General features: G+C 56.4%; 23 protein-coding genes. 9 read left to right on the top strand and 14 right to left on the bottom strand.

Going from position 1 to position 22,618, the window contains the following annotated elements; translation table 11 throughout:
• Positions 1–6 precede the first annotated feature (6 nt).
• Positions 7–903 (bottom strand): drug/metabolite exporter YedA, encoded by an 897-nt coding sequence (gene yedA / locus H096_RS02060; RefSeq protein ID WP_033896507.1) that lies wholly within the window; start codon positions 901–903, stop codon positions 7–9.
• Positions 904–1,063: 160 nt separating this feature from the next.
• Between yedA and H096_RS02055 the strand changes: the two genes are divergently transcribed.
• Positions 1,064–1,519 (top strand): Lrp/AsnC family transcriptional regulator, encoded by a 456-nt coding sequence (locus tag H096_RS02055; protein WP_033896506.1) that lies wholly within the window; start codon positions 1,064–1,066, stop codon positions 1,517–1,519.
• Positions 1,509–2,213 carry a cyclase family protein gene (locus H096_RS02050; RefSeq protein WP_033896505.1) on the top strand — a complete coding sequence of 235 codons (705 nt, stop codon included), beginning with the start codon at positions 1,509–1,511 and terminating at the stop codon, positions 2,211–2,213. Before H096_RS02055 ends, H096_RS02050 begins: the two co-directional genes overlap by 11 nt.
• A 258-nt stretch (positions 2,214–2,471) precedes the next feature.
• Here H096_RS02050 and H096_RS02045 read toward each other — a convergent pair whose 3' ends face one another.
• Positions 2,472–2,723, bottom strand: coding sequence for an acyl carrier protein (locus H096_RS02045; RefSeq protein WP_033896504.1), 252 nt, complete (start codon positions 2,721–2,723; stop codon positions 2,472–2,474).
• Positions 2,713–3,279, bottom strand: coding sequence for a hypothetical protein (locus H096_RS02040; protein ID WP_033896503.1), 567 nt, complete (start codon positions 3,277–3,279; stop codon positions 2,713–2,715). Before H096_RS02040 ends, H096_RS02045 begins: the two co-directional genes overlap by 11 nt.
• Positions 3,280–3,760: 481 nt before the next feature.
• On the opposite strand from H096_RS02040, the gene H096_RS02035 reads away from it, so the two are divergent.
• Positions 3,761–4,057, top strand: coding sequence for a DUF3077 domain-containing protein (locus tag H096_RS02035; RefSeq protein WP_033896502.1), 297 nt, complete (start codon positions 3,761–3,763; stop codon positions 4,055–4,057).
• Positions 4,058–4,144: 87 nt separating this feature from the next.
• Here H096_RS02035 and H096_RS02030 read toward each other — a convergent pair whose 3' ends face one another.
• From H096_RS02030 to H096_RS02020, 3 genes are all read right to left on the bottom strand, one after another.
• A complete protein-coding gene (locus H096_RS02030; protein ID WP_033896501.1) occupies positions 4,145–4,756 on the bottom strand; it encodes a 3'-5' exonuclease in 612 nt (203 codons plus the stop codon).
• Between the two features lie 25 nt (positions 4,757–4,781).
• Positions 4,782–5,258, bottom strand: a complete 477-nt coding sequence (locus tag H096_RS02025) for an NYN domain-containing protein (protein WP_033896500.1) — start codon at positions 5,256–5,258, stop codon at positions 4,782–4,784.
• Between the two features lie 117 nt (positions 5,259–5,375).
• Positions 5,376–6,113 carry a DUF2076 domain-containing protein gene (locus H096_RS02020; RefSeq protein WP_033896499.1) on the bottom strand — a complete coding sequence of 246 codons (738 nt, stop codon included), beginning with the start codon at positions 6,111–6,113 and terminating at the stop codon, positions 5,376–5,378.
• Positions 6,114–6,289: 176 nt separating this feature from the next.
• Between H096_RS02020 and H096_RS02015 the strand changes: the two genes are divergently transcribed.
• Complete coding sequence (locus tag H096_RS02015) at positions 6,290–6,949, top strand: YciC family protein (RefSeq protein ID WP_033896516.1); 660 nt, start codon at positions 6,290–6,292, stop codon at positions 6,947–6,949.
• A 40-nt stretch (positions 6,950–6,989) separates the two neighbouring features.
• Entirely contained in the window at positions 6,990–8,078 is a 1,089-nt protein-coding gene (locus H096_RS02010) for an endonuclease/exonuclease/phosphatase family protein (protein WP_033896497.1), read from the top strand.
• 651 nt (positions 8,079–8,729) lie between these two features.
• Here H096_RS02010 and H096_RS02005 read toward each other — a convergent pair.
• Positions 8,730–9,278 carry an antitoxin Xre/MbcA/ParS toxin-binding domain-containing protein gene (locus tag H096_RS02005; protein ID WP_017849609.1) on the bottom strand — a complete coding sequence of 183 codons (549 nt, stop codon included), beginning with the start codon at positions 9,276–9,278 and terminating at the stop codon, positions 8,730–8,732.
• Between the two features lie 237 nt (positions 9,279–9,515).
• Between H096_RS02005 and H096_RS02000 the strand changes: the two genes are divergently transcribed.
• Together H096_RS02000 and H096_RS01995 are read left to right on the top strand one after the other, a co-directional pair.
• Positions 9,516–10,685 carry a lysozyme inhibitor LprI family protein gene (locus H096_RS02000; RefSeq protein ID WP_173647482.1) on the top strand — a complete coding sequence of 390 codons (1,170 nt, stop codon included), beginning with the start codon at positions 9,516–9,518 and terminating at the stop codon, positions 10,683–10,685.
• 198 nt (positions 10,686–10,883) lie between these two features.
• Complete coding sequence (locus tag H096_RS01995) at positions 10,884–11,426, top strand: DUF1523 family protein (protein ID WP_033896496.1); 543 nt, start codon at positions 10,884–10,886, stop codon at positions 11,424–11,426.
• Positions 11,427–11,553: 127 nt separating this feature from the next.
• On the opposite strand, the gene H096_RS01990 is transcribed toward H096_RS01995, so the two are convergent.
• From H096_RS01990 to H096_RS34175, 6 genes are all read right to left on the bottom strand, one after another.
• The gene (locus H096_RS01990; RefSeq protein WP_033896495.1) at positions 11,554–11,961 is read right to left on the bottom strand and encodes a hypothetical protein; all 408 of its coding nucleotides are present in this window, start codon (positions 11,959–11,961) and stop codon (positions 11,554–11,556) included.
• Positions 11,962–12,071: 110 nt separating this feature from the next.
• On the bottom strand, positions 12,072–12,548 hold the full coding sequence (locus H096_RS01985; RefSeq protein ID WP_033896494.1) for a hypothetical protein: 477 nt from the start codon (positions 12,546–12,548) through the stop codon (positions 12,072–12,074).
• Positions 12,549–12,632: 84 nt separating this feature from the next.
• Positions 12,633–13,844, bottom strand: a complete 1,212-nt coding sequence (locus tag H096_RS01980; RefSeq protein WP_033896493.1) for a hypothetical protein — start codon at positions 13,842–13,844, stop codon at positions 12,633–12,635.
• Between the two features lie 11 nt (positions 13,845–13,855).
• Entirely contained in the window at positions 13,856–15,838 is a 1,983-nt protein-coding gene (locus tag H096_RS34180) for a hypothetical protein (protein ID WP_033896492.1), read from the bottom strand.
• 9 nt (positions 15,839–15,847) lie between these two features.
• A complete protein-coding gene (locus H096_RS01970) occupies positions 15,848–16,705 on the bottom strand; it encodes an SH3 domain-containing protein (RefSeq protein WP_033896491.1) in 858 nt (285 codons plus the stop codon).
• Positions 16,706–16,727: 22 nt separating this feature from the next.
• Positions 16,728–17,987, bottom strand: coding sequence for a hypothetical protein (locus tag H096_RS34175; protein WP_033896490.1), 1,260 nt, complete (start codon positions 17,985–17,987; stop codon positions 16,728–16,730).
• Between the two features lie 418 nt (positions 17,988–18,405).
• On the opposite strand from H096_RS34175, the gene H096_RS01960 reads away from it, so the two are divergent.
• Together H096_RS01960 and H096_RS01955 are read left to right on the top strand one after the other, a co-directional pair.
• Positions 18,406–19,659: a TerD family protein gene (locus H096_RS01960; protein WP_033896489.1), complete on the top strand. Its 1,254-nt coding sequence runs from the start codon at positions 18,406–18,408 to the stop codon at positions 19,657–19,659.
• Positions 19,660–19,986: 327 nt separating this feature from the next.
• Positions 19,987–21,243, top strand: a complete 1,257-nt coding sequence (locus tag H096_RS01955) for a VWA domain-containing protein (protein WP_033896488.1) — start codon at positions 19,987–19,989, stop codon at positions 21,241–21,243.
• 57 nt (positions 21,244–21,300) lie between these two features.
• Here the strand turns inward: H096_RS01955 and H096_RS01950 are convergent, their stop codons facing one another.
• The gene (locus tag H096_RS01950) at positions 21,301–22,494 is read right to left on the bottom strand and encodes a DUF4236 domain-containing protein (protein ID WP_080963954.1); all 1,194 of its coding nucleotides are present in this window, start codon (positions 22,492–22,494) and stop codon (positions 21,301–21,303) included.
• Positions 22,495–22,618 lie beyond the last annotated feature (124 nt).

Below are 22,618 nucleotides of genomic sequence, written 5' to 3'. Positions count from 1 at the left end.
CGCAGTTTACCTTATTTCCGCCTTCGGCTTACGCCACTGGGGCAGGCTGATCAGCAGGACGGCGCTGATAATCACCAGCATGGCCAGGGCTTCTTCCAGGCCAATGGTCTCACCGACGAACACAATCCCCAGCAACACCGCCACCGCCGGGTTCACATAGGCATAGCTGGTCGCCGCCGCCGGGCGCACATGCTTGAGCAGGTACATGTAGGCGTTGAAGGCGATGATCGAGCCGAACACCGTCAGGTAGGCCAGGGCCAGCCAGCCTTCCAGCGGTGGCACGGCCTGCAGGCGCTCACCGGACAGCGCGCTGATGATCAATAGCGCGACGCCCGCCACCAGCATTTCCGCAGCACTCGCCATGGCGCCTTGGGGCAACGGCAATTGCCGGCTCCACACCGAACCGAACGCCCAGGAAGCCGCCGCCACCAACAGCAGCACAGCGCCCATCGGGCTCGACTGCAACGTGCTGCCCATATTGAGCATGGCGATGCCGATGATCCCCAGGATCACCCCCGCCCACTCCAAGCGAGTGTTGCGCGCGCCCCAGAAATACCCACACAACAAGGTGAACAACGGCACCGTCGCCACGGCCAACGCCGCCACGCCGGACGACACGCCCATGTGTTCCGCCACGCTGACGCCGCCGTTGCCCACGGTGAGCAGCAAAAGACCGATCATCCCGGCCGCCTTCCACTGCGGCCACGTCGGTGCCGGCACCCCGCGCCAGCGCAGGAAGCCATACATCAACGCCCCCGCCGTGCAAAACCGAATCCCCGCCAGCAGCAACGGCGGCCAGTACTCCACGCCGATGCGAATCACCAGATAGGTGGAACCCCAGATCACATACAGCGCAAAAAAGGCGGCGATCAACGGTAAGGGAAAGCGACGTGGGCCAGGCATTGGGCGGCTCTATGGCAGGAGATGGGAGGCTTATTCTAAAAAGGCAGGTCGTTAAACATAAGTTACAAAACCTGTTTAAAACGCCAATACACTTTTCAAAGCATGGTTGTGAAGGCTATAAACCGTGCTTTCGAAAGTCACGCGCAACCGGAGCCTTATCATGGACAAATACGACCGTATGCTCCTCAGCGCCCTGCTCGAAGACGGCCGCGCGTCCTACGCGCAACTGGCCCGCACGGTAAACCTCTCCGCCCCCGCCGTGGCCGAGCGCGTGGCCAAACTGGAGGCCAGTGGCGTGATCACCGGGTATCAGGCCAAGGTGGACCTGTCCAAAGTGGGCTTGCCGATTCAGTGCGTGATTGAGCTGCGCTTGACCAATCACGGCAGCCAGAAGGTGTATGACGCGCTGGCGGAAATTCCGGAGTTGACGGAGTGCCATCGGGTGACCGGCGATCCGTGCGTGATCATGCAGGCGGCGGTGGGGTCGATGCCGGAGTTGGAGAGCTTGATCAACCGCGTGGCGAAGTTCGGGTTCAGCAAGACTTCGATTATTTTGTCGAGCGCGATAGAGCGACGGGTGCCGTTGGGGCAGTTGGAGGGCAAGAATGGTGGTTAAGCACAACAGGGTTGTCAGCCTCAGTCATTCCATCAGCCCGCGAATTCCACTGTGGCCGGGCGATCCCCCGGTGGAACTTGAAGACGTCGCCTCGCTGGCAAAGGACGGCTACTTCCTGCGTCGCTTCAGCATGGGTGAACACAGCGCCACCCATATGAATGCGCCGAACAGCTTTTATGCCGATGGGATGGGCATTGATGGTTATAAACCGGAAGACCTGGTGCGGCCTGCGGTGGTGATTGATGTGCGGGCCCGCTGCAATCCGGACTACGAAATCAGTGTGCGGGACATTGAAGACTGGGAGCGCCAGCACGGGCTTATCAAGCCTGGCTGCATGGTGCTGATGTACACCGGCTGGCAGCATCTCTGGAACGATCCGGCGGCGTTCTTCGGGCAGGATGCGCAAGGTTTGCACTTCCCTGGAATTGGCGAGGCGGCGATTCGGTTTTTGCTTGAACAGCGTCAGATTGCGGGGGTGGGCATTGATACTCACGGGGTTGATCGGGGACAGAGCAGCACGTTCGCGACAAACCATGCGGTGTTGGTAGGGAATGGAATTGTGCTGGAGTGCCTGACTAACTTGGATCAGTTGCCGGCCAAAGGCACGACGCTGGTAATCGGTGTATTGGCGCTTGAAGGCGGATCGGGATCGCCAGCGTCAGTGATGGCGATTATCAAGCAGAAAGAGAACTAGCCCCCAATCAAATCCGTCTCCCCTCCTTCGCTCGTACGACACCGTTGAGTCCGAAGAGAACAACAGCGTAATGAAGGAAACTGCGCCGGTTCGCAAAAAATCACAGGAGAGGATAAAGGTACAAACCAATCCGCCGTAAACCACAGGAGATTCCGAGTTCTATAAGAGAGGTTTCTCCTACGATCACTATCGCTGATAAGCCGTTTGGAGGACAAGGACGCGCACCAAAGGAGACTACAAGCGATAGTCATAGATTTCTCACTGCCGGGCAATTAAGTCGACAATCTGCTTGATCGTGGTGATGTGATCCCAGTCAGCCTGAGTGGCTTGCAGATTGAACTGCCATTTGATCTGCATGACGAAGCAGGTCAGGTCGTCATCAATGATCTTGAAGTCGCGGATGAAATCCGTTTGTTCCGTCACCTGGCTTCGGTCGATGAAGCCAATGATGTCGACGAACAGTTGAATCACCTTTTCGCTGATCTCGGCCCTGTTCAGATTACCGTCCATTTCTTGCCTCATAGGCACACTTACCAATACTGATTAAATCAAAAACGGCCAGTCCTGCAGCAACGAAGGGAATGCCTCGCCCAATAATGCCAAATATCCGGACTGTGCCAAACGTTGCCTTAGCCATCCTAGCCATTGTGGGCTGCCTGATCAGCGTGCGAGGGAAAAAGCGCATGCCAATGAGGCTAGCCAGGTTTGTCGTTTTGCTTGAACCCACGTGAACCCAAGTACCCACGGCTATTTTGCTGATTGGTATGCCTGCCGACGCGGTGACAAATGTTGCTGCCGTCAACCCATAGTGCTCCTGAGTGCATTTCCAGAGGTCCTCGGCCGTGGTGTTTGGCCCCATAGAATCGGCATGAATGGGTTTAAGCAGGTGATAACTGCCGCCACTGCTAATACCTGGGGAGTTCGGTAGTGCAATGACCGCAGGACAGCTTGTCATCGTGTTACCCAAGTGAAACGCCAGGCTAGAGGTTGAGCCAAGATCAACACGATTTAACCCGAGCTCGAGCTGACTTCTCATGATTGCTGTATGAAGATCGCTTTCCTGCATGCCTGTAACCCCTGTACGTAAATGGCAAGCGGGATGGTAGGTCGCAAAAAGAGGTGGTAGTCGGATGAAGCGGAAAAACAGAAGGGTCCTAGGCAGCGATAGGATTCGACCTACTGACCATTCAGAAGCCTGCCTTCAAAAGCCAAGTTTTCAATGGCCAGCAAGACCCATCTCTTTCATTTGAAGGACGTTTCCGAGAGAATCCCACGGCCTTGTTTCCGTCGGATCAGGTAGCTAGTCTCGCTCAGTCATCGAATGTTCGGTGATCGGACGTGCAAGTCCGACGACGGTAATACGCAAAAGCCTTAGCTCCCAACGCCTGCTTTTACTCAGGGCGTTAGTTCGTTATGGCAGCTGTACGCGGGAGATCTTCGGATCTACCGGACACCGTCACGGTCTTGCACACCCGCGTACTGCTGCCACCCTAATTCGTGTGCGAGCGGAACGGTTGCAGCTTCTTACCTGACGGAGAAGCTACATCATGATCAAAGTAACCCCCGATCCACCCCGATTCCTCAGCGAAGACGCCCTGCTCAACCGCCGAGCTATCGACTACTACCTCAAAGCATGCGCCCCGGATGCACCCAATTTCATTCTGAATGACAACCTGAGCTTCGAAGACGCGCTCGCCCATGCGGCGGATTTGCTGCATTGCGCGGTGGAGACGGTGCAGGATTCGGGTGAGGTGCTGAGTGCGCAGCAGCGGGCGGTGATGCATTTGGTGGGGATGGCGAAGGGGGTGGTGGATCGGGCGTTGGAGTGTGTGCAGCCGCGATAGCCTAACTTTGTGGCGAGCGGGCTTGCCACAAAAAAGCCCATTTGCCACAGAAAGCCCGCTCGGCACAGATGCTCTGTTTACGGGGTTCTAGAACCCGCGATGCTTCTTCAGATGCTCATTGATCTTCGCCGCCGGCACTTTCTGCAAGGTGCACAGCAGGTCGTGGGACAGTTCACGCAAGCCATGGGTGCCGCGCAGTTCCTGGGCCAGGTGGGCCGTGAGATTGGCGGCCATCTCCGCATCCGCCATCGCCCGGTGGGCCTTGCCGGTGTGGGGCAGCTGAGCGAAGGCGTTCAACGTGCCAAGCTTGTGATTCGGCGCCGATGGCATGAGGCGGCGGGCCAGTAGCAGTGAGCAGGCGAACTTCTGCAAGCGCGTCCGGCGAATCAGACCCAGCTCAAAGTCCCAGAACTTCTGGTCGAACGCGGCGTTGTGCGCCAGCAACGGTGTGACGCCGACGAACTCATTGACCTCATTCATCACCCGCTCCGCCGGCGGCGCGCTGCGCAGCATGGCGTTGCTGATGCCGGTGAGTTGTTCGATGAACGCGGGCACATGCACGCCGGTTTTCATCAGGCTCTGGTAGCGGTCCACGATCTGGCCACGCTCAAGGATGACCACCGCGATTTCCGTGGCCCGGCAGTGGCTGCTCGGGGTGATGCCGGTGGTTTCAAAGTCGATGACCGCTATACGTTCCAAACCTGTTCCAACTCCGTCTTGGCATTTATTTGAGCAACAACGCGCCTTCGATCGGCACATAACGGCTGGCGGCGCGTATCAATGAATTGGCCGTCAGCCCTGGTACGCCATAAGCCACGGCTTCGACGCCATGCTTGTGGATAACCCGGTCGAGCAGCATGTCGAAATCACCGTCGCCGGAAGCCAGCACGATTTCGTCGACGTGGTCGGCGGCGTCCATGATGTCGATGGTGATACCCACGTCCCAGTCGCCTTTGGCCGAGCCGTCGCTGCGCTGGATGTAGGGCTTGAGTTTTACCGTGAAGCCCAGGTTGCGCAGGATCTGCTGGAATTGCTGCTGCTTGCTGTCGCCACGGTCGATGGCATACGCGTACGCCTCGACGATCTGCCCGCGCGAGCTGATGTCAGCCCACAGCGCGGCGTAGTTGAAGTGGCAACCATAGGCCTGGCGGACGGTGTAATAGAGGTTTTGCACATCGGCGAACACTGCAATTTTCTTCACCGCACTTCCTCATGACAGCCAGGCGCCTGGGCCCGGAAAGGGTGCCAGTATGCCAGCCGCGAGAAGGTTTCCGGGAAAAATCAGACCGGGGCGACTAGCCGCCCCGGTCTGCGTGGGTCAGACGAAGGAATCGTCGTCGCCGAAGGAAGAAGAGTCGTCGGAATAATCGCTGTCGGCAAAGCTGTCCGAGTTGTTGCTGCCCCAGCTGTCATTGCCAGCGTACTTCTGGTCGTCGTTGCCCCAGTTGCCGTTGTCACTGGCAGGCGCTGGCTCTTCACGGATGATTTCTTCCACGACTTGCGGCTGTTGCGAGTTGTGGTTGAACAGGCTGCTGATGCCTTCGGCCAGCAACACACCACCGGCCACGCCGGCAGCGGTTTTCATCGCGCCGCCGAGAAAGCCGCTGCCCACCGGAGCGGCCGGAGCAGGTTGCTGATAATTCTGCTGCGGTGCAGGCTGGCTGAACCCAGGCCGCGCCGGTTCGCGCCAGCCGCCACCGGAAGACGGCGGTGCACTTTGAGCCGGCTGCTGATCACGGGAAGCGCCACTGCCAAAGATGCTCGACAGGAAACCACCGCTGCTCGCCGGAGCAGGCTGCGCGGATTTAGCCCGCTGCAGCTCGTCCTGCAATTGCTGGATCTGTTGCGCCTGCTGCTTGTTCTGCGCGTCGAGGCTCTTGAGCGCATGTTCCTGCACCAAAATCGACTGGGTCATGTAATACCCGGCCGCCGGTTGGCGCGTCATGTGCTCCTTGATCCGCGCTTCGGCCTGGGCGTCGCGGGGGGCTGAGTCCGTTTCGGCTTGTTGCAACCGTGAAAACAGTCCATCGATCAGGGTTTGCTCTTCGCTGTTCATGGCGACCTCGTTAGATTGCCGGTAGAAATCGTGGTCTCGCCTTTAATCAGGCGCCGTCCTAGTTATGGGGGTGTTACGAGTTGTTTCAATGGTCTTTACTCAAGGTTTACGTTTGCTTACCTGCGGTGATGATCGGTTAAAGTGTTGCCCTTGCTTTCAGGCCTGCGATGAACTTGATGAATCCGTTAGACGTGCTGCGCGACTCCTTCCGTTTCACCCAACGCAACCTGGGCGCCATCGTCCAGCTGTGTCTGCCGTTGGTGATTTTCGAAGCCCTGCTGCAACAGGTGCTCAACCACGTCGTCGGCCCGGATGCGTTTCCCGGCTATAGCGTGGTGGTGGGGTTGCTGGTGTACCCGCTGTATACCGGCGCGCTGATCCTGTTTCTGGATGCTCGCACCCGTGGCGAATCGCCGCGCACTAAAGATGTGTGGGCCATGGCCCTCACGCTGTGGCCGCGCTTCGCTCTGCTGACGGCCATGAGCACGCTGCTGATTCTGTTGGGGCTGTCGCTGTATTTCCTGCCGGGGCTGTGGCTGATGGTGGTGCTGGCGTTTGCCGAGTACTTGCTGGTGCTGCGCGGCATGCCGGCGTTGGCGGCAATGAAGGAAAGTTTCCGCCTGAGCCGTGGGCATTTCTGGCTGATCCTGGTGTGCCTGCTGTGCGTGATGACGCCGCTGTGGTTGCTCAAAGGCGCCAGCGTCGCGGCCTATCCAACGCCCGCGCCGCTGCTGGGGCTGTTTCTGGACAGCGCCCACAGCTTCCTGCAGCTGTTTACCAGCGTGGTGCTGTTCCGTTTATTCATGCTGATCGGTGGCGATGCCGACGCGCGGTGATATGCTCCGTGCCACCTCTGAAACGCTATAAGCCGAGCCGATGACCCGTTTATTGCGCATCACCTTGCTGGGCCTGCTGATCATCGCAGGCCTGCTCACCGCCCTGATCTACAGCCTGACCTGGCGCCCTGAGGCCAAGGAAACCCTGCCGGTAAGCTGCGTCGCACCCCGCGCGCCCACGCTGTTGCCGGGGCAGGCGCTCAAGGTCATGACCTGGAACGTGCAATACCTGGCCGGCAAGAATTATGTGTTCTGGTACGACACCGCCGACGGCAGCGGCCCCGACGACCGCCCCACCGTGGAAGACATGGCCGCCAGCCTCGACGAAGTGGCGCGGGTGATTCGCGATGAACAACCCGACATCCTCCTGCTGCAGGAACTCGACGAAAACGCCAAGCCCTCCCACTATCAGGACCAACTGGCCCTTTTGCAGGAGCGCCTGGTCGACCTCTACCCGTGCAGCGCCCAGGCCTTCGACTGGAAAGCCGACTTCGTGCCAGACCTGCACATCTTCGGCAGCGTCGGCCGCAAACTGGCGACCCTCAGCCGCTACCAGATCGAACACGCCGAACGCCTGCAACTGCCAGCGCCCGAGGCCAACATCCTTAGCCGCCAGTTCCAGCCCAAGCCCGCCTTGCTCCTGACCTACCTGCCCCTGAGCGACGGTGGCCAACTGGCGGTGCTCAACACCCGCCTGGACGGCGTTGCTCCTGGCCGCAGCGCAGTGCTGGAGCAGGTCAAAACCACGGTCAAACTGCTGGATAAATTCGAAGGCCGTGGCACGCCCTGGCTGATCGGCGGGGACTTCAACCTGCTGCCCCTCGGCCAGTTCCTGCGCCTGGACGCCACCAAACGCGGGCAGTATTCGCCGGACAGCGAGCTGCATCTGCTGTGGGACAAATACCCGATGATCCCGAGCAACAGCCAATCCAGCGGGATTGACCGTGAGCAATGGCTGACGCACTTCCCCAACGACCCGAGCGTGGACGGCCCGGATCGTACGCTGGATTACCTGTTCTACAGCCCGCGGATCAAACGGGTGGAGGCCAAGGTGCGGCAGGAGGATACGTTGCGTATTTCCAACCATTTGCCGGTGATTGCGCGGTTCCTGCTACCGGCCGCGCAATAGTCACTTGCGCGGTTTGATCCGCGCCGTCGCCTCGGCCACCAATGGATCATCCGGCCAATAGTCACCCGTATCAGCTACGTCTCTAACCATTGACACTTCAGTAGGCCAGCAAGATTGGGCTTTACCACTGAGTCAGTGAACTGCTCATTGACAGTCAATGTTTGCGCCTGATATTGACGCATCAGGAACGCCAAAAGTGGAGGATTGACAGAGGCATCCGGGCTCAGATTCTTAACGCCTCCAAACATTGACAGTTTTATTTGAGTGAATGCAAACGTGCCTTTGAAAAGGCAGTGCCGAAGCCGATGAGAATTACGACAATTTGCGGCCGAGCCAAGCACTAGCGGCGAGTTCAAACCTACGCCGAGGCTATATACAAAAATCACGACCTCACTGAAGCAGATATGCGCCGAGCGCTGTTTGGCGGTGCAGCCACTTGCGCAGACTCATGCCTTACATGAACATGACAATCTTTCGGATAACTCGAACATCCAGCCAGTGAAGGCTGCGGAGAAAAAGAAGATCGATGAAAGCGTTCACCCCCCGTGTTAAGGGTCACGCTGCGGGTCGGTAATGAGTTTGAGGGTAGGAAGCACACAATGGTCCATGAGGAGGATACGCTCAGTACGCGTCTCGCAGAACAGGAAGCGATCAAAGCGGCCAGGAAGAATTACCGCCTTGTAGAGTTGGTTTCTGTAAAACCGATGTAGCGTGGCTCATCGACTTGCCACCAAAGATCAGTGCACCCGTTATAAGACCATCCCCTCGGCAAACCTGAATCAGCAGTTTCTCGACCATCCGAGTGCCCTGGGTAGTGGATAACAGTGCGAGGGGCTGTTCCTTGGCAAAACGTTGCTTAGGCTTGCTCAGCCAGCGCTGGGCTTTTTTGACGTCTCCGAACAGCGCCTCTGCCATTGCTGTCACATGTGCAAGTCGGAACAACCGATCACTCTCGTCCAGATTTAAGCGTTGTCGGCGAGCCAATCGGGCGTTAAGGGTCCCAACCGGCATAATCTTTTCAAGGGCGACTGCGTCGTACACGCCAGATTCGCTAAGCAATTTGAATCTCTCGGCTGCGAATCCTGCCGCGATAATCTCGTGGTTCTCTTGCTCTGATGCCCCTACGCCAATTTGAAGTGAAACTCCAAGATGACGTCGGTAGTGACGGTACACCGGTTTAGGCAGCAATTCAGCCAACATAGGTCGCTTCTTGACCGGCCATGTTCCACGACGGGTGACGTTCTTATAGGAAAGATGGGCTGGTAGTACAGCCCTGTCAACGTCGGCATCTGACAACAAAAATTCCCCGGGAAGAAAATGTTGCTGCTCAAGACTTCAACTGAGGCGTCCACACGAGCATGCAGGTTCTCCTCACGTATTCACATGCCCGGCCGATAACCACTATGCCCTGCTGGGCACTGGATAACGGAATTAGGGATGAACCGGATGATGTTTCGCAACGCTCTCGCATTTACGCTGGCATTAGTGGCCTGTAACTCAATAGCAGCAAGCTTTGATTGTTCTAAGGCCGCAAATTTTGCGGAATCCAGCATCTGTAATGACGGCTATCTGAGTGGCGTCGACAGCATTCTGGCGCGCTCCTATCAAAAAGCCCTCGCTGAAACGGAACACCCGGATGAGCTACGGCAATCACAACGCGAATGGCTATCGGTGCGAGACCAGTGCACCACCCAGAAGTGTCTCGATCAAACCTTGGGAGCTCGTGTCACCTTTCTGGATAGTTATTCACGCGTTGAAAAAAGTAAGGCATATGCTGCAGAAGAGAAGCTGCGCAAGGATGAGTATGAAGCTCAGCGCCAGGCAGAGGATCTTGCCAACTCACAAAGAGATCAGCAGTACCGGATCGCTCAGGAACAATTCCGTCAACAAAAACAGCAATCTGCTCAGCCGCACCAGGTGGCTCAAACACAATCACAAAGTGTGCAACCGGCGCCCTCCTCTCAGAGCCCAGCCAATGTGGTTTCGGCACAGCAAGTGCGCCCTGCTCAGCCTGTAGCTGGGAAACCAGCAGTGCTACGCATGTGGCAGGCCTTCTGGGCAGGCCCGACATGGAAATACACGCTCTTGATAGGATCTTTGATCACCTGCCTGGCGATCTGGAGACACCACACAGAGGCTGCCACGATCTACACCGACTACACCGATGCTGCGATCACGAATGCGCTGCCCGCGATCGGAGCGGTTGCGGCTCTGATCCTTCGCTGGCTTGAAATGCCTGGCTTGGTCTCAGGGATAGCGTTGGGTACCGGGATTATCTTGGCCATTGCATATGCTGTATTCGCGACCTTCCGGACAAACCAGGGAGCTCTGAGTATCACCCTAGTTATTGTTGCCAAGCTCACTCTCATCACAGTGTTCTACGCGTTGATTGGAATGCTGATCGCGTCTCTCTTTTCGAACAGTGCCAGACGCAAAGGTGAATCCCAAGCGCGTGCTGCTGCTAGAAACAGTCGAGAGAAGAAGCAAACGATGGCTCTGATCACAGGCTTGTCGGTGGCTTACACCGCTTTTACTGCCTGGGTCTGCCGGCGACCTGAGTTCACCTCACTTTCCGAATGCCTGGAATTTGATACAGCACCTGCATAAGCCAGGGCGATCGGAACGCGATCGCGTGCTTTAGTAAACAAGTAGCCCGGGAGATTTCCTGGGCTTTTTTTGTGCCACGTTACTATCACTGCAGCACCTACACATTTGCTAACCAAGTTTAGTAGCACCCCAGCGGTCAAAGGTGAATACCCAAGATCAAATTGGGGCAGAATTCGACGATCAAAATGGAGCACATAAATGAAGTGGATTAAAGGGGTGATTGTCGGCGCATTCTTGCTCGTAATCACTGGTGCGGGACTGGGTCTGTTTTATGTTTTGCCGCAGTACGACGTGGTGGCCATCACCGGCGTTGAGGTAAAACGTGTGGACGATGACGGCGTCATCAATGCTGAAAACCCGGCCGACGGCCCGACCCGGGACGTGTATTTCATTAACACTGAACACCCAACATCGAAAGTGGTAAAAGTTTACCGAAACGACGACACCGGCTGGAGTTTTCCGTGGTACTTCAAGTTTGATTCGGCCGACGTTCAGGCAAAGGCTCAGGGTTACTCACGAGATGCCCAGCAACTGGCGCTGATCCGTTACTACGGCTGGCGCATTCAAATCTTGTCCGTGTTCCCAAACATCACAGACATCGAAGCCACAAACAGTCGCGAAGAGCCGTTTCCTTGGTTCAACACGATCTTCCTCAGCGTAGGCACGCTACTGATTTTGTTTGTGGTGTTTTTCATGCGCCGGCGATTCAAGCGCAAGACCAGGGGCGAAGTACTGGGTTGAACAGTTGAACCACCCGCCTTTTCAGCTTGGAAAATTCGTTAACCGCAGAATGAATGCCAGTCAGTTACCTGACTGGCATTTTTTTGTAGGTGCGATTTCTTGTTACGGCTAGGCTAAAGCAAGCCAGTCAGCGCTTTACCATTTCACACTGACGTCGCATGTCATCGTTTTTGATGCTCCCGCAACTGCCATTGCCAGTCTTGGCGTAGCACAGGTATCGCTGGTCGTCGTCGCGGATACTCGCGCAACTGCCGTTGCCTGTTTCGACGTAGCAGGCGTTACGCAAGTCGTCATTGTTGATGCTTGCACAGCTTCCGTTGCCCTCTTTCACGTAGCAGTATTTGCGCTTTTCATCATCACGGATACTCGCACAACTGCCATTGCCGGCCTCCACATAGCAGGTAGCGCGCAGATCGTCGTCCTTAATGCTCGCGCAACTCCCATTCCGTTCTTTGACGTAGCAGTAGGCGCGTTGATCGTCGTTGTTGATGCTGCCGCAACCGGCGTGAGCGAAGCCGCTGAGCGCCAGCAGCATTACCAAAATAGCCTCATCCCACCCTCCATTAATTGCCAAACGCTACCTGAAACTGTTCGTAATTGCCGCCTCGATAACCGAGGTTCGGGCACAAGAAGGCAAATGACGGATCAGCCGCGAGCTTCTTTCTGAAGGTCGTCCAACTCGTCCACGATGTCTTCATCACGATCCTCGAACGCCTTGGCCATATCACGCTGTAGATCAACCTGGACTTCCATGGTTTTCTTGGCCAATTTCATGCCGTCCTTAGAGCCCATGATAATTTTCATCGCCTGATCCGGATGCTTGTTGGCCTCGATCATCAATTCGAGTTCGTCGGCATCAAAGTGATCTGCGTAGACCTGGACCAGGGTGTCTTTCAGTAGGTCCTGGGAAATGTTGTCCTCGATCACGGCCTTGATTTTTTCTGGCGCGACTTCGCGATATTTGGATGCATAACCCGACGTGGCGACTTGCACTACCATCTTGTATTGGACGTCCATGCCCATCAACTTGACCAGTTCTTCAGCTTTGTCCTGGCTTGAACCGCAACCGGCCAGCAGCACCGAGCAGAGCGCCGTGATGGCCCATTTGGAAACGTTCGTCATGAAATGCCTGCCTTTGTCTTGAGATTTTTTTTGGTGACCGTGGAGTACGGCGGACCGCACTCCAGGCTCTAGGAAATGTGGTGATCAGTTCGTCTCAAGCGTGAAGCTTTTGCTCACGAACAGGCCGGAAAATAACGACTTGTCTTCCTTGAAAATGTAGGACTCTTCAAACTTGGCATCGGTGGCCAGCTTTTGAGCGATCGCGCACTCCGAATCGCTGTGATCCTTGCCCTTGACTCCAAAGTCACTCTGATAACCTGATAGGCCTGTTTCATTGCAAAAGCCGGTGAACTCCTCACGCTTGGTAGCGGCCTTGAATTCGTCGAACGACTCCTTTAACTGGTCGAAGCCCTTGTAGGTCAGCGAGTAGCTGGCCACCTTGGTCTTACGAGCAAAGTCACCTGCGGCTTCCGCAATTACGGCCTGGCCCATGGACGTACTGTAAGCCCCCATGATGAAGCCACTTAGCGCGCTCTTGAGTTGCGCCTGGACATCGTCAAGCTCTGGGATGGACGCAAATTTAGCCTCGCGCACAATCCGGCCAACTTCGCTGCCGTCATTACGATGCACCACTACAAACTCGACCGAGCCTTCGCCGTCGCTGGAGCGCGTGAGCTTGAAGTCCAAGTCAACTTTGGTGCCGAACTCCCCTGTAGCGCCGGTGATAAATGCACCAGTGAACGGCAGACGTTGGACGATATTGCTACCCCACGAGTAGGGCGACTTGACCACGCCTCCGTACTGATCCATCTCCGCGCGCGGCTGGATCTCATCCGCTACTTCCGAAGGCAGGACCACATCTGTGCCTTTGTGCGACAGGTAAGGAGTACTCATGTCCATGCCCAACAATTGGACATGAATCTCGCCCTTCTTGTTATCACCTTCGCGGCTAACCTTGAGGGCGTCGGCCTTCAAGTAAACGCCACCGGCACGACCGCCACCAGTACTGGACGAAAGCAGATACCGTGACCATTCGACCAGGGCAGACTCTTTTGCCCCGGAGTCCATTCCACCGAGCAGCCCCATAATCCCTTTCAGGAATTTATCTGCGCCGTTGGTCTCTGCTGCAACCAGGCGGATTTCTGGTGTTTCAACGGTGACGTTTCCCGACCAGAAGGAATAGGAAATATCTCCCTCGCTCAGAACGTTCTCGAGGAAGTACTGTTCCTTCATCTCATCGTACTGACGCAGCGCTTGCTTCTTGCCGGAGCTCGATAACCCCACACCAGCCGCAAGAATCGCAATACCGGCGACCGCAGCGGCGATGAGGATGTGCTTCTTGTTCATCGTTTTCATAGTCGGTTGCCTTACTGAATTTGAGCAGATGCTTGCTGCCAATCAATCACGTGCTGCTGAGAGACTGCAGGCGTCCAGTTGAAGTCGATCCCGGCGCTAGGAAATTCCTTGGCCAGTACGGCACCAAATGACACTCTGTCAGCACAGTGGTCTTGCTTGCAGGCCTCAGCCGCGCCTGCGGTATACACGCGATACGTAGGAACGGCGCGACCGTCTTCGAGCGGCAGGAAGGGTGTCATGTTTGCCGCCGGCAGCACGTACCACTGGCTCTCCAGTTCAGCATCAGCCTGTACACGCCCCTTACGTGGGAAGTCGACCTCGTAGAAGTCGCCGCTCTTTCCGGTGACGTGAATCATCATCGGCACAGCGGACTTTGAAGAGCTCGGGTCCTGCATTGCGATCGGCGATGGGAAGGTGACTTTGATACCGGCCATCTGCGCCAGCGCTTCAGCCTCCCGACCTTCGAATTCCTTCATCCCGGATTTGAGTTGTTCGTAACGCTCTAAGACGCGTGTGTGCAGCTCAGCCATTTGCTGCTGCAGGCGACGTACTTCTCTCAGGCGGATCTCCTCGCGACGCAGGGCGAAGTTATTGCCTTGGCGAGCATCGAAGTAAAACTCACCACGGTTCTCGCCCATACGCGTTTTGAGAATGTTGTCTTTGGTTTCCGACGCGTATCCCTCGGGGTAAAGCGCTTCGAAGTTCTTGGCGAAGAAGAGGTTCGACAGGCCGACGGTCGTTGGCGACGTTGCCTTCACCAATTGGTAGACCTCAACCACAGCGCGCTTCAACTCAACCGCATCAAGAGCAAATGCCTCATCTGCAGTGATCACTACGTAATACGGATCACTGGAGAACGGCGAAAGGACACGGTAGTTGGGGCGCTCAAAGGCCAAATACACCTTCATGTTACGCGCAGGCAGTTCACCCACCTGAAAGAGTGCTTGGTCTGCCCGGCTATTCAGGAAAGAAAGCGCCTTGCCTTTCACCGCTGGGACCAGTGCCTGGTTGAACATCAGACCGCTCGGGTGCACGGTTGTTTTTGACCAGGTATCACCGCGATAGGTGTTCGGTACCGCCCAACGCAATTTGTCAAAGGACCCCTCGGCATAGCCTGATGCAGAGCAAGGCATGGCGGGTGTCGACGCAAAGGACAGACTTGGATCGGACTCATCAGTTATCGACTTACTGATAACCCATTTGCATCCGCTTCCGTCGGTAATCCCCATCAGGTTCTGGTTGGCCAGCACCAATGAGCGGCCGAAGTCACCGGTAGGAACGGCGGCAACAGCGGCCGGCGCTTCAGCTGGAGCGGCAGGCTTAGGGGCGGCGGCTGGAGCTGCCTCCACAGGTACTGTGGCCACGGCAGCTACAGGAGCAACAGGGGCAACGGGCGCAACCGTCACAGGTACTTGAGCCACCGGCACCGGTTGCACTGGCGCGGGTGAAGCCTCTGGTGCTGGTTGTGGTATCACAGGTGCCGTTACAGGCGCTGGGGCCGGTGCAGCAGCCACAGGCGCTGCGACGGCAGGCTCAGTAGGCGCAGCGGCGGCTGGTAGTACAGACGCAGCCGCCCCAGCTGCTGGTGGCGTAGGAGGAGAAGCCACGGGGGCTACCGAAACAGCGGGCGCGGCAGCGGCCGGAGCGGCAGGCGGTGAAGTCAGCGTGGCCAGGCCCAGATTGGTCGCATTGCCCGCACCGGTGGCGTAAACCGCCCCCTTTGCGTCGACTGCTTTCCAGGTGACCTTGGCCGTCGGGCATTCCTGTCCGAGAATATACGGGAGCTTCGATAGAAGAGTGTTCAGCGGCTTCTGGTCATCCCACGTTGGGCGCTGCATGGTGATGGCCACTTCTGGTTTGCACCAGGTGGTCGCCTCACCATCAACGTTCACCTGGATCTGTTCTGTCTTCGAGTAGGCGAGCTGGTGAGCCCAGGCTTGCGGCGCGATGCCGCAAGCACCCACTACAACGAGAGCGAGTGCGCGGTTTTTCATGAAGATCCCTTAGATGAGTTCCCAGGTGCCGTTGGCTTGTTTGCAGAAGGTGTTCTTCTCCTGCTCAGTGTTTCCGTCGGCCGCTTTGAGGCTCACGGTCACCGGCCGGCAAGACGTTTCAGCAGCGACCTGCTGAGTTGGCAACGTCGGGATCGAATCCAGATCGAAGGCCTTTGTTTCCTTGTCGGCAGCGACGTTCATCTCGTCCAGGTTGGCCGCGGGCTTCACACTCTTCGCAACGGCTACTGATTTTGGTTCAACCAAATCTTTGTGGACGTAGCCGACAGTGACACCCTTGCGGCCGACAAGAATCCAGTCGCCTGTCGAACCAACGGCAGTGAACTCGGTGCCGGGTTTCAAACCACCCACTTTGTCTGCGCCTTTTTCAGGCGCGGCGCGGACGTTCGAACTGCTTTTGGTGACGTACTGCTCGTTAATGAGTTTCATCGAAGGGACGGCAACGATCTTAGGTGCACGTTTCACTTCAACCGTTTTGGTTTGGGTGAACTCTTGGCCCTGAACGATCTCCGCCGAAGCGCCGGAATGCGCCGATGTCCAGGACACAGGCAAACTGGACCCGCTCGGCGAGGCGTTCAAAGCATCTTGCGTGCGTTGCGCCAAGGCCTGCTGATCCTGCTCATCGAGTTTTGCACCGATTTTGTTACCGATGTAACCGCCCAGTGCACCGCCGACCAGGGTTGCCACGATCCGTCCGTTGCCTTTCCCGATGAACTGCCCGATGACAGCGCCAGCGACGACACCCACTGCGGTACCAGCCTGTTGCTTGTTGATGCCCAACTCAGCGCAGCCAGAGGTTGATGCTGCGATGGCCAATGCCAGTACTGAAACGAGAAACTTTTTACGCACGGTGACTCTCCCTTTGTGTAAGTCACTCTGCTTTCAGCAGAGGCCTTGTGATGTTGTAAAGCATTGCTTCTGAGGACATGGCCCAATGGAAAACGGTGGCAAGCACAACTGGCTGTTTGCCCAAGCTCCTGAACGCATCTCTATAACCGGGGCTATCGACAATTGCGTTGCCAACAACGAGAGGCAGCATAACGATCGAAATCACGGCGACCGGTCGAACGAAGCGAATTCGCCCGGGGAGGCTTCGAAGCGCCTCAATACCCGAGATGATCAAGACCACAAGACTGATGCCGCCGAAGAACAACCCGCTAAGAAGGGAGAAGGGGATAAACCACATATTCTTGAGGACGTTCAAACCCTCAGCGCCGTGGATGTCGGTGTGAGCGACGTCATAGGCCATGTTGTCGGCAATGCCAGGCAGATAAGCCTGGTACTGCTCTCGCGTAGCCAGAAGGTTCATGCCCTTCACATAGAGAGGACCGAGCTTGGTTTTCGCCATGTGGCGAACCTCGGTGGTGTTGGCCAGCGCATCTCGTGTCCGCACACCGGGATTGATTGACCGGGCATACTCGTCAATGGTCGGCTGGTACCCCAGATCTGCCCCAGCATTCGGCCACTTGATCGGTCGCCACTCACTCCCCGGAATTCCCCCTGCACGAAAACCTTCGAGCTGTGCATACGCCCTGCTGATGTCACTGATGGAGGGCACGACAGTTTCTTGCAGCCGCTCGTATAACGCGTCTCCATTACGGACGGTGTAGCCACGAAAAACTGCAGCTGAAAAGCCTTGGAAGTTCTTGTCGATGCGCTCGACGTAGGAGCCTTGAACACTCATCAGAACGCCGAGGTTTGCTATGAAAGCCTTGCCCTCTCCCTGGTCCTTGTAGGCCTTGTAGGGTATCTGCGGAATAGTCAGGGAGTCGTAAAGCAACCCCTTTTTGGTGACGTATGCGTAGAGGCTGCTAACCCGCAGCGAGCCGGGGAATTGCTCGGCGATCCAATCCGGAGCGGCCCCCTGAAACCACCAAGTCAACGGAGTGACAACAAGTGTCGATGCTGCGAGCCAAACCCACAGCACCCTCCCCTTGCCTTGGTAACGTCGATAGCAGATTCGCCATACCAGCAAGCACATGCTCGTAGCCGCCAGGATCTGGCTATACGTCTCAAGGACTTCGAGTTTTCGGAGGGGGATATCAGCGCCAACGAAGTTGAGCAGCTCGGCGTTGAACAGCAGACTGCAGATCAAATAAAGGGCGTTCAAAACAACAAGTGCGATTAGCATCCAACGGGTCCTTGTCAGAAATTAAACGCCAGGCCCTGGATGATAAGGGGGAGCGCAAATAGATGTAGCATATTGCCATCTAGCAGCAGACGGCACCACTCAAAATGCTCCGTCGAATTCCGATGCAGAACGCCGTGCAGATGTTTTCGTTACCTACGATCAGAACTTAACGGGACTGAGAGGACTTTCAATGCCGGGCACAACATTCCCTCCCGCACGTTCCAATTCTGGGTTTCAGACGGTGTGTAAATGGAGAATGGATGTCTCGGCGGTCGCCGGCGGCCAAGCCGTTAAACTGCATCAATGCGAGCAGTCCCAATGAGGGGATCTTTCCCCTTGGCCGGCGTTCGCGCTCAAACAACGAAAGCGCAGCGCATGAACAATGCATTGCGAAAACCCATGGAATAGGCGGCATGAATTGAATCAGTCACTCAAACCCGGCGAGAACACAACGATCTCTTCCTCCCAAGGGCGGGTGGAAGTTACCCATGCGGCAGGTAACAACCTGGACGTAAACCTTACTGCGTTTTTGGTCACCGACACTGGCAAGGTGGTGGATGACAGCGGCATGGTTTTCTTCAATGCACCCGTGCACTCTTCAGGCGCGGCGACATTCGCGCCCCCGATCGCTCATGGCGACACGGTCAGTCACAGCATCAGCTTCGACTCGTCTCGACTCCCGTCCAATATCACGAAGATCGCGATCACTTTGACGCAAGACGGCAACGCCGGCGGCTTCGAAGCAGTCAAAGACCTTCGCGCTATCGTCATTGCCGGGGACCAAACCCTGGAACTGGCACCTGAGCCCTTTTCACAAGAGACGGGCATCATCGTGCTTGAGTTGTACGTCCGGAACGGCCTGCTCAAGGCGCGCTCTGTATGGCAAGGTTTCGCCTCAGGTCTTGCCGGACTCTGCGGGTTTTATGGCATCGAAGTTGAAGACGTTGCATCCTCCGCGCCGGCGGCGACACCTGCACCGCCTCCAAAGCCCGTCAACATCGCCAAGACCGTGGTTAAACTGGACAAACCTGGCAGCAGCCACAAGGTGTCCCTCGAAAAAGGGCCGTCCGCTCCAAAGGTTATTCGGGTCAGCGCAACGTGGGTTGATAACGGCGACGGATCTGACAATGACGACCTCGATCTGCGGATCGGCATCCTTCGTCCTGATGGGCGAATGTCCATCATCCAGGCACCTGACAAGCGTGGGGCTTTTGACGTCGATCCCTTCGTTTTCCATACCGGTGACGTAGTCTGCGCCAGCGCCTCCGCTCCAGGTATTGAAACCGTCGAAATTAATCCGGCAATCTCGCAGCTCATGGGGGGCAAGGTAGTGCTGGTCTGCAGCGTTTATTCAGCAGTAGACAACGGTGCGGTTTCGGTGGCATCGCTGAAACCAAAGATGCGGATGGAATACGGCGACCAGGTCGTAGAGTGCGCATTCGAATTCAAGTCCGGGTTTTTCAGCTCAATGGTGTTCACCTATGTAATCGGTCAAATCGAAATTGACCAAGATGGTATCCATCTAAGTCCATCCGGAGTTACCTCCAAAGCCGGCAGTGAAGCCACCCCCTGGCTGACTCGGAAGGGAGACAAAATTGAGCTAACGATGGACGGCCCACACGTATTCAAAGGACGCCCAATCGAAAGGAGCGGCAAAAAGCAGTACGTCTAAGCTTTCGTGCTAGTAGGCGCTTTAAGCAGCTTCATGCCTGACCAGTACTCCCGCGACGGCACACGGCCGCCGCGGGATTTCTATTTTGGTTGTATGCCAGCATCATCGGCCTCATAAACCCATGTTGAATCGCCCCGCGCCCTCGAACAAAACAGCTCTTCCCATAGGAACTTCCCGCGGCGACCTCACTGGCCGTATAAGACTTGCAGGAACTTCGAGCGCCGTTAGGTTTAACCCGACGGATGAACCAGCCGCCGGTGCAGATACGGCTGTTTCACCAAGGCCATCTCATCATCAGGCGCTCTAATCGTCACAAAGGAACCATGCATGCAGATCACCCAAGGCCAGCGCATGTCGCTGGCAAATATTCTTCCCGGTCTATCCTTCACTCTCTCGGTCAACATCGAAAGCCCCAGCGTAGTCGACTTCGTCTGTTTCGGTGTCGACGACCAAGGCAAGCTTTCTGATGATCGCTATATGGTCTTCTTCAATCAACCTGTTACGCCTTGCAGCAGTGTGAAGCTTGCTGCGGGTGGCCAGTTTGAAATTAATCTAGCCACCCTGCCCGCCACTATCGATCGCTTGATCTTCACTGCCTCCATCGACGGTGCCGGGGCGATGAGTGACATCCGGAATGGCAACTTCAAAGTAATCAGCCCCGTTGGTGAGATAGGAGCGACCTGCGCGTTCTCAGGGCTCACGTTCACAACCGAGAAAGCGGTAATGATCGTTGAGCTTTACCGAAAGAATGGGGAGTGGCGGTTGGCCTCTAACCTTCAGGGTTTTGCTGAGGGCCTGGACGCTCTCGTGAGGCACTTTGGCGGCGAAGTTACTGAAGAAGCTGCACCGGCACCAGCACCTGCCCCATCTCCCTCCACAATCTCTCTGGATAAACGTGTAGCTGCTGTCGCGCCGGAACTGGTCAGTCTGGCCAAGAAGGCACAGGTAAGCCTCGAGAAAGCCTGCTTGGTTGGGATGAAAGCTCGTGTTTTGCTCGTGCTCGACGTCACCGACTCGATGCGAAATCAATACAAAACCGGCCGCGTACAGGAAGTCCTCAATCGTCTTGTGCCCATCGCCGTAGCCATGGATACAGATGCCGAACTTGAGTGCTGGACATTCGCCGAACGGCCACTGCGACTCTCACCTGTGACGCTTACCAACTACCAGAACTTTGTCGAATCCGACAACAATGGCTGGACCAAGTGGGACGTCGGTCGGCGTTACAATGATGAACCGAGAGCGATCCAAAAAGTGATCGAATCCTTCCAGGCGTCCAAAGACAAAACCCCTATGTTTGTCGTTTTCATCAGCGACGGTGGCGTTTCTGAAAACCGCAAGATCACGCAACTGATGGTGGATGCAGCGAAGCTGGGAATCTTCTGGCAATACGTTGGTTTAGCAGGCCGGAATTACGGCATTCTGGAAAAACTGGACACCATGCCCGGGAGAGTCGTGGACAACTGCGGATTCTTTGCCCTGGATGACCTTCACGACATGACGGAAGAGCAGTTGTACGACCGGCTGATGCAGGAATTCCCGATGTGGATCTTGGAGGCAAAGCGCGAAGGAATCATTCGCTAATCCTCTCCTGCACTGCCCTGCCTCACACCGCGGCGGCTCAAGCCGCCGCGGTTGTCTTCAGTTCAAGACCAACATATCCATCGGCGTCACCTCAACAAAACGCGCAGAGCGGTCCAGCTTTACCACTGCGCCACACGCGTTCAGGGTCGCTGCAGGATCGATCGCATCCAGACGATTAAAATCAATCGCATCCCACTGATCTCGGCCTACTAAGACCGAGAGCACGTAGTGATCATCCACCGCACCGGTTGCGGTGTTGTTACGCTGAATGTAGCCCGACACCAGGATCTTCTGGATCGCTGGCAGTAGAGCAAATACCTCTCCTACAACTCGAAACAGAGAGCCATAGCACAGCGCGACAAAGTCTCTGCGTACCTGGGCATCCGAACGATTTTTGAAGGTTAGTTTGCCGTTACCCCGGGCTTCAGCGCTGCGCTGCGGGATATCGCCCTCATCAGGTAAATCAACATCGAGCGCGACGCCGGTAACGTCTTGTGAGAACTCATAGGCCACTTGGGTTTCTTTTGGCCAGGCAATGCCGCTCAACACATAGTCCAGGGCACGTTCCATCTGAGCACTGAAGCCCTTTGCCGCCAGCCGGAATGCTTTCTCGATTTCGGTGCGTTCAAGTTCATGGGCGTCCCGCGTGGACTGCCAGTTCGCGAGGTCTTGTCGATACTGCTCTTCCGCCGACTCAGCCTCACGCTCAATCTTCGCGCTGCGAAGGAGCATTCGATCCATCAAGCCTGGCGTCTGCTGAGTGGGCCTCGTGGGTTCTTCAATGGCGAATGGAGCTGGGATTACCGGCATGGCACCCGGCCGAGGCGTAAGTAGGTGCACACCTAGGCAGGATTCGAGATCCTGATTGACCTTATCAGCAGCTTTCGCCAGCAAGTCCTGAATGGAATCGGCCATCTCCGATTTGACACGTTTGATGACAGCAGTCGGCAACTCGATGTCATCCATGTCCGTAATCAACAACGTGCCGTCGTCGTTTACTTTCACCTTTACCTGGCCCGAGTATTCGCTTCCGGCAGGGCCTGGTTGGGAACTACTCGATCTACTGGGCCGGTCGATCCTCTCGCGGTATGAAAGACCAGTACCGGGTAAACCCGCATTGAGATAAGTGCCGTTGCGGCCCATCGTCATACTCAGACCACGGGGCCCAATCGAAGTACTGACCCCCTTTCCGCTGATGTTAAGGCGTACGCCAGGCACAATCGTGATTCGCTTGCTGAAACGAAATCCCATGACTACTCCTTGATCCTTATTCCTGGATTCTTTGTTGCTTGAAATGCCGGCATCGGTTGGGGCCCCTACGACAGGCTCGACTTTCATTTACATCGGAGGTCGCGCCTGTGGCAATAGCGCAACC

It is taken from the genome of Pseudomonas sp. FH1 (assembly GCF_000510895.2).
GTDB classification, from domain to species: Bacteria; Pseudomonadota; Gammaproteobacteria; order Pseudomonadales; family Pseudomonadaceae; genus Aquipseudomonas; species Aquipseudomonas azotoformans_A.
The sequence above is the reverse complement of the archived record's forward strand: the minus strand, read 5'-3'. Positions and strand labels throughout refer to the sequence as shown.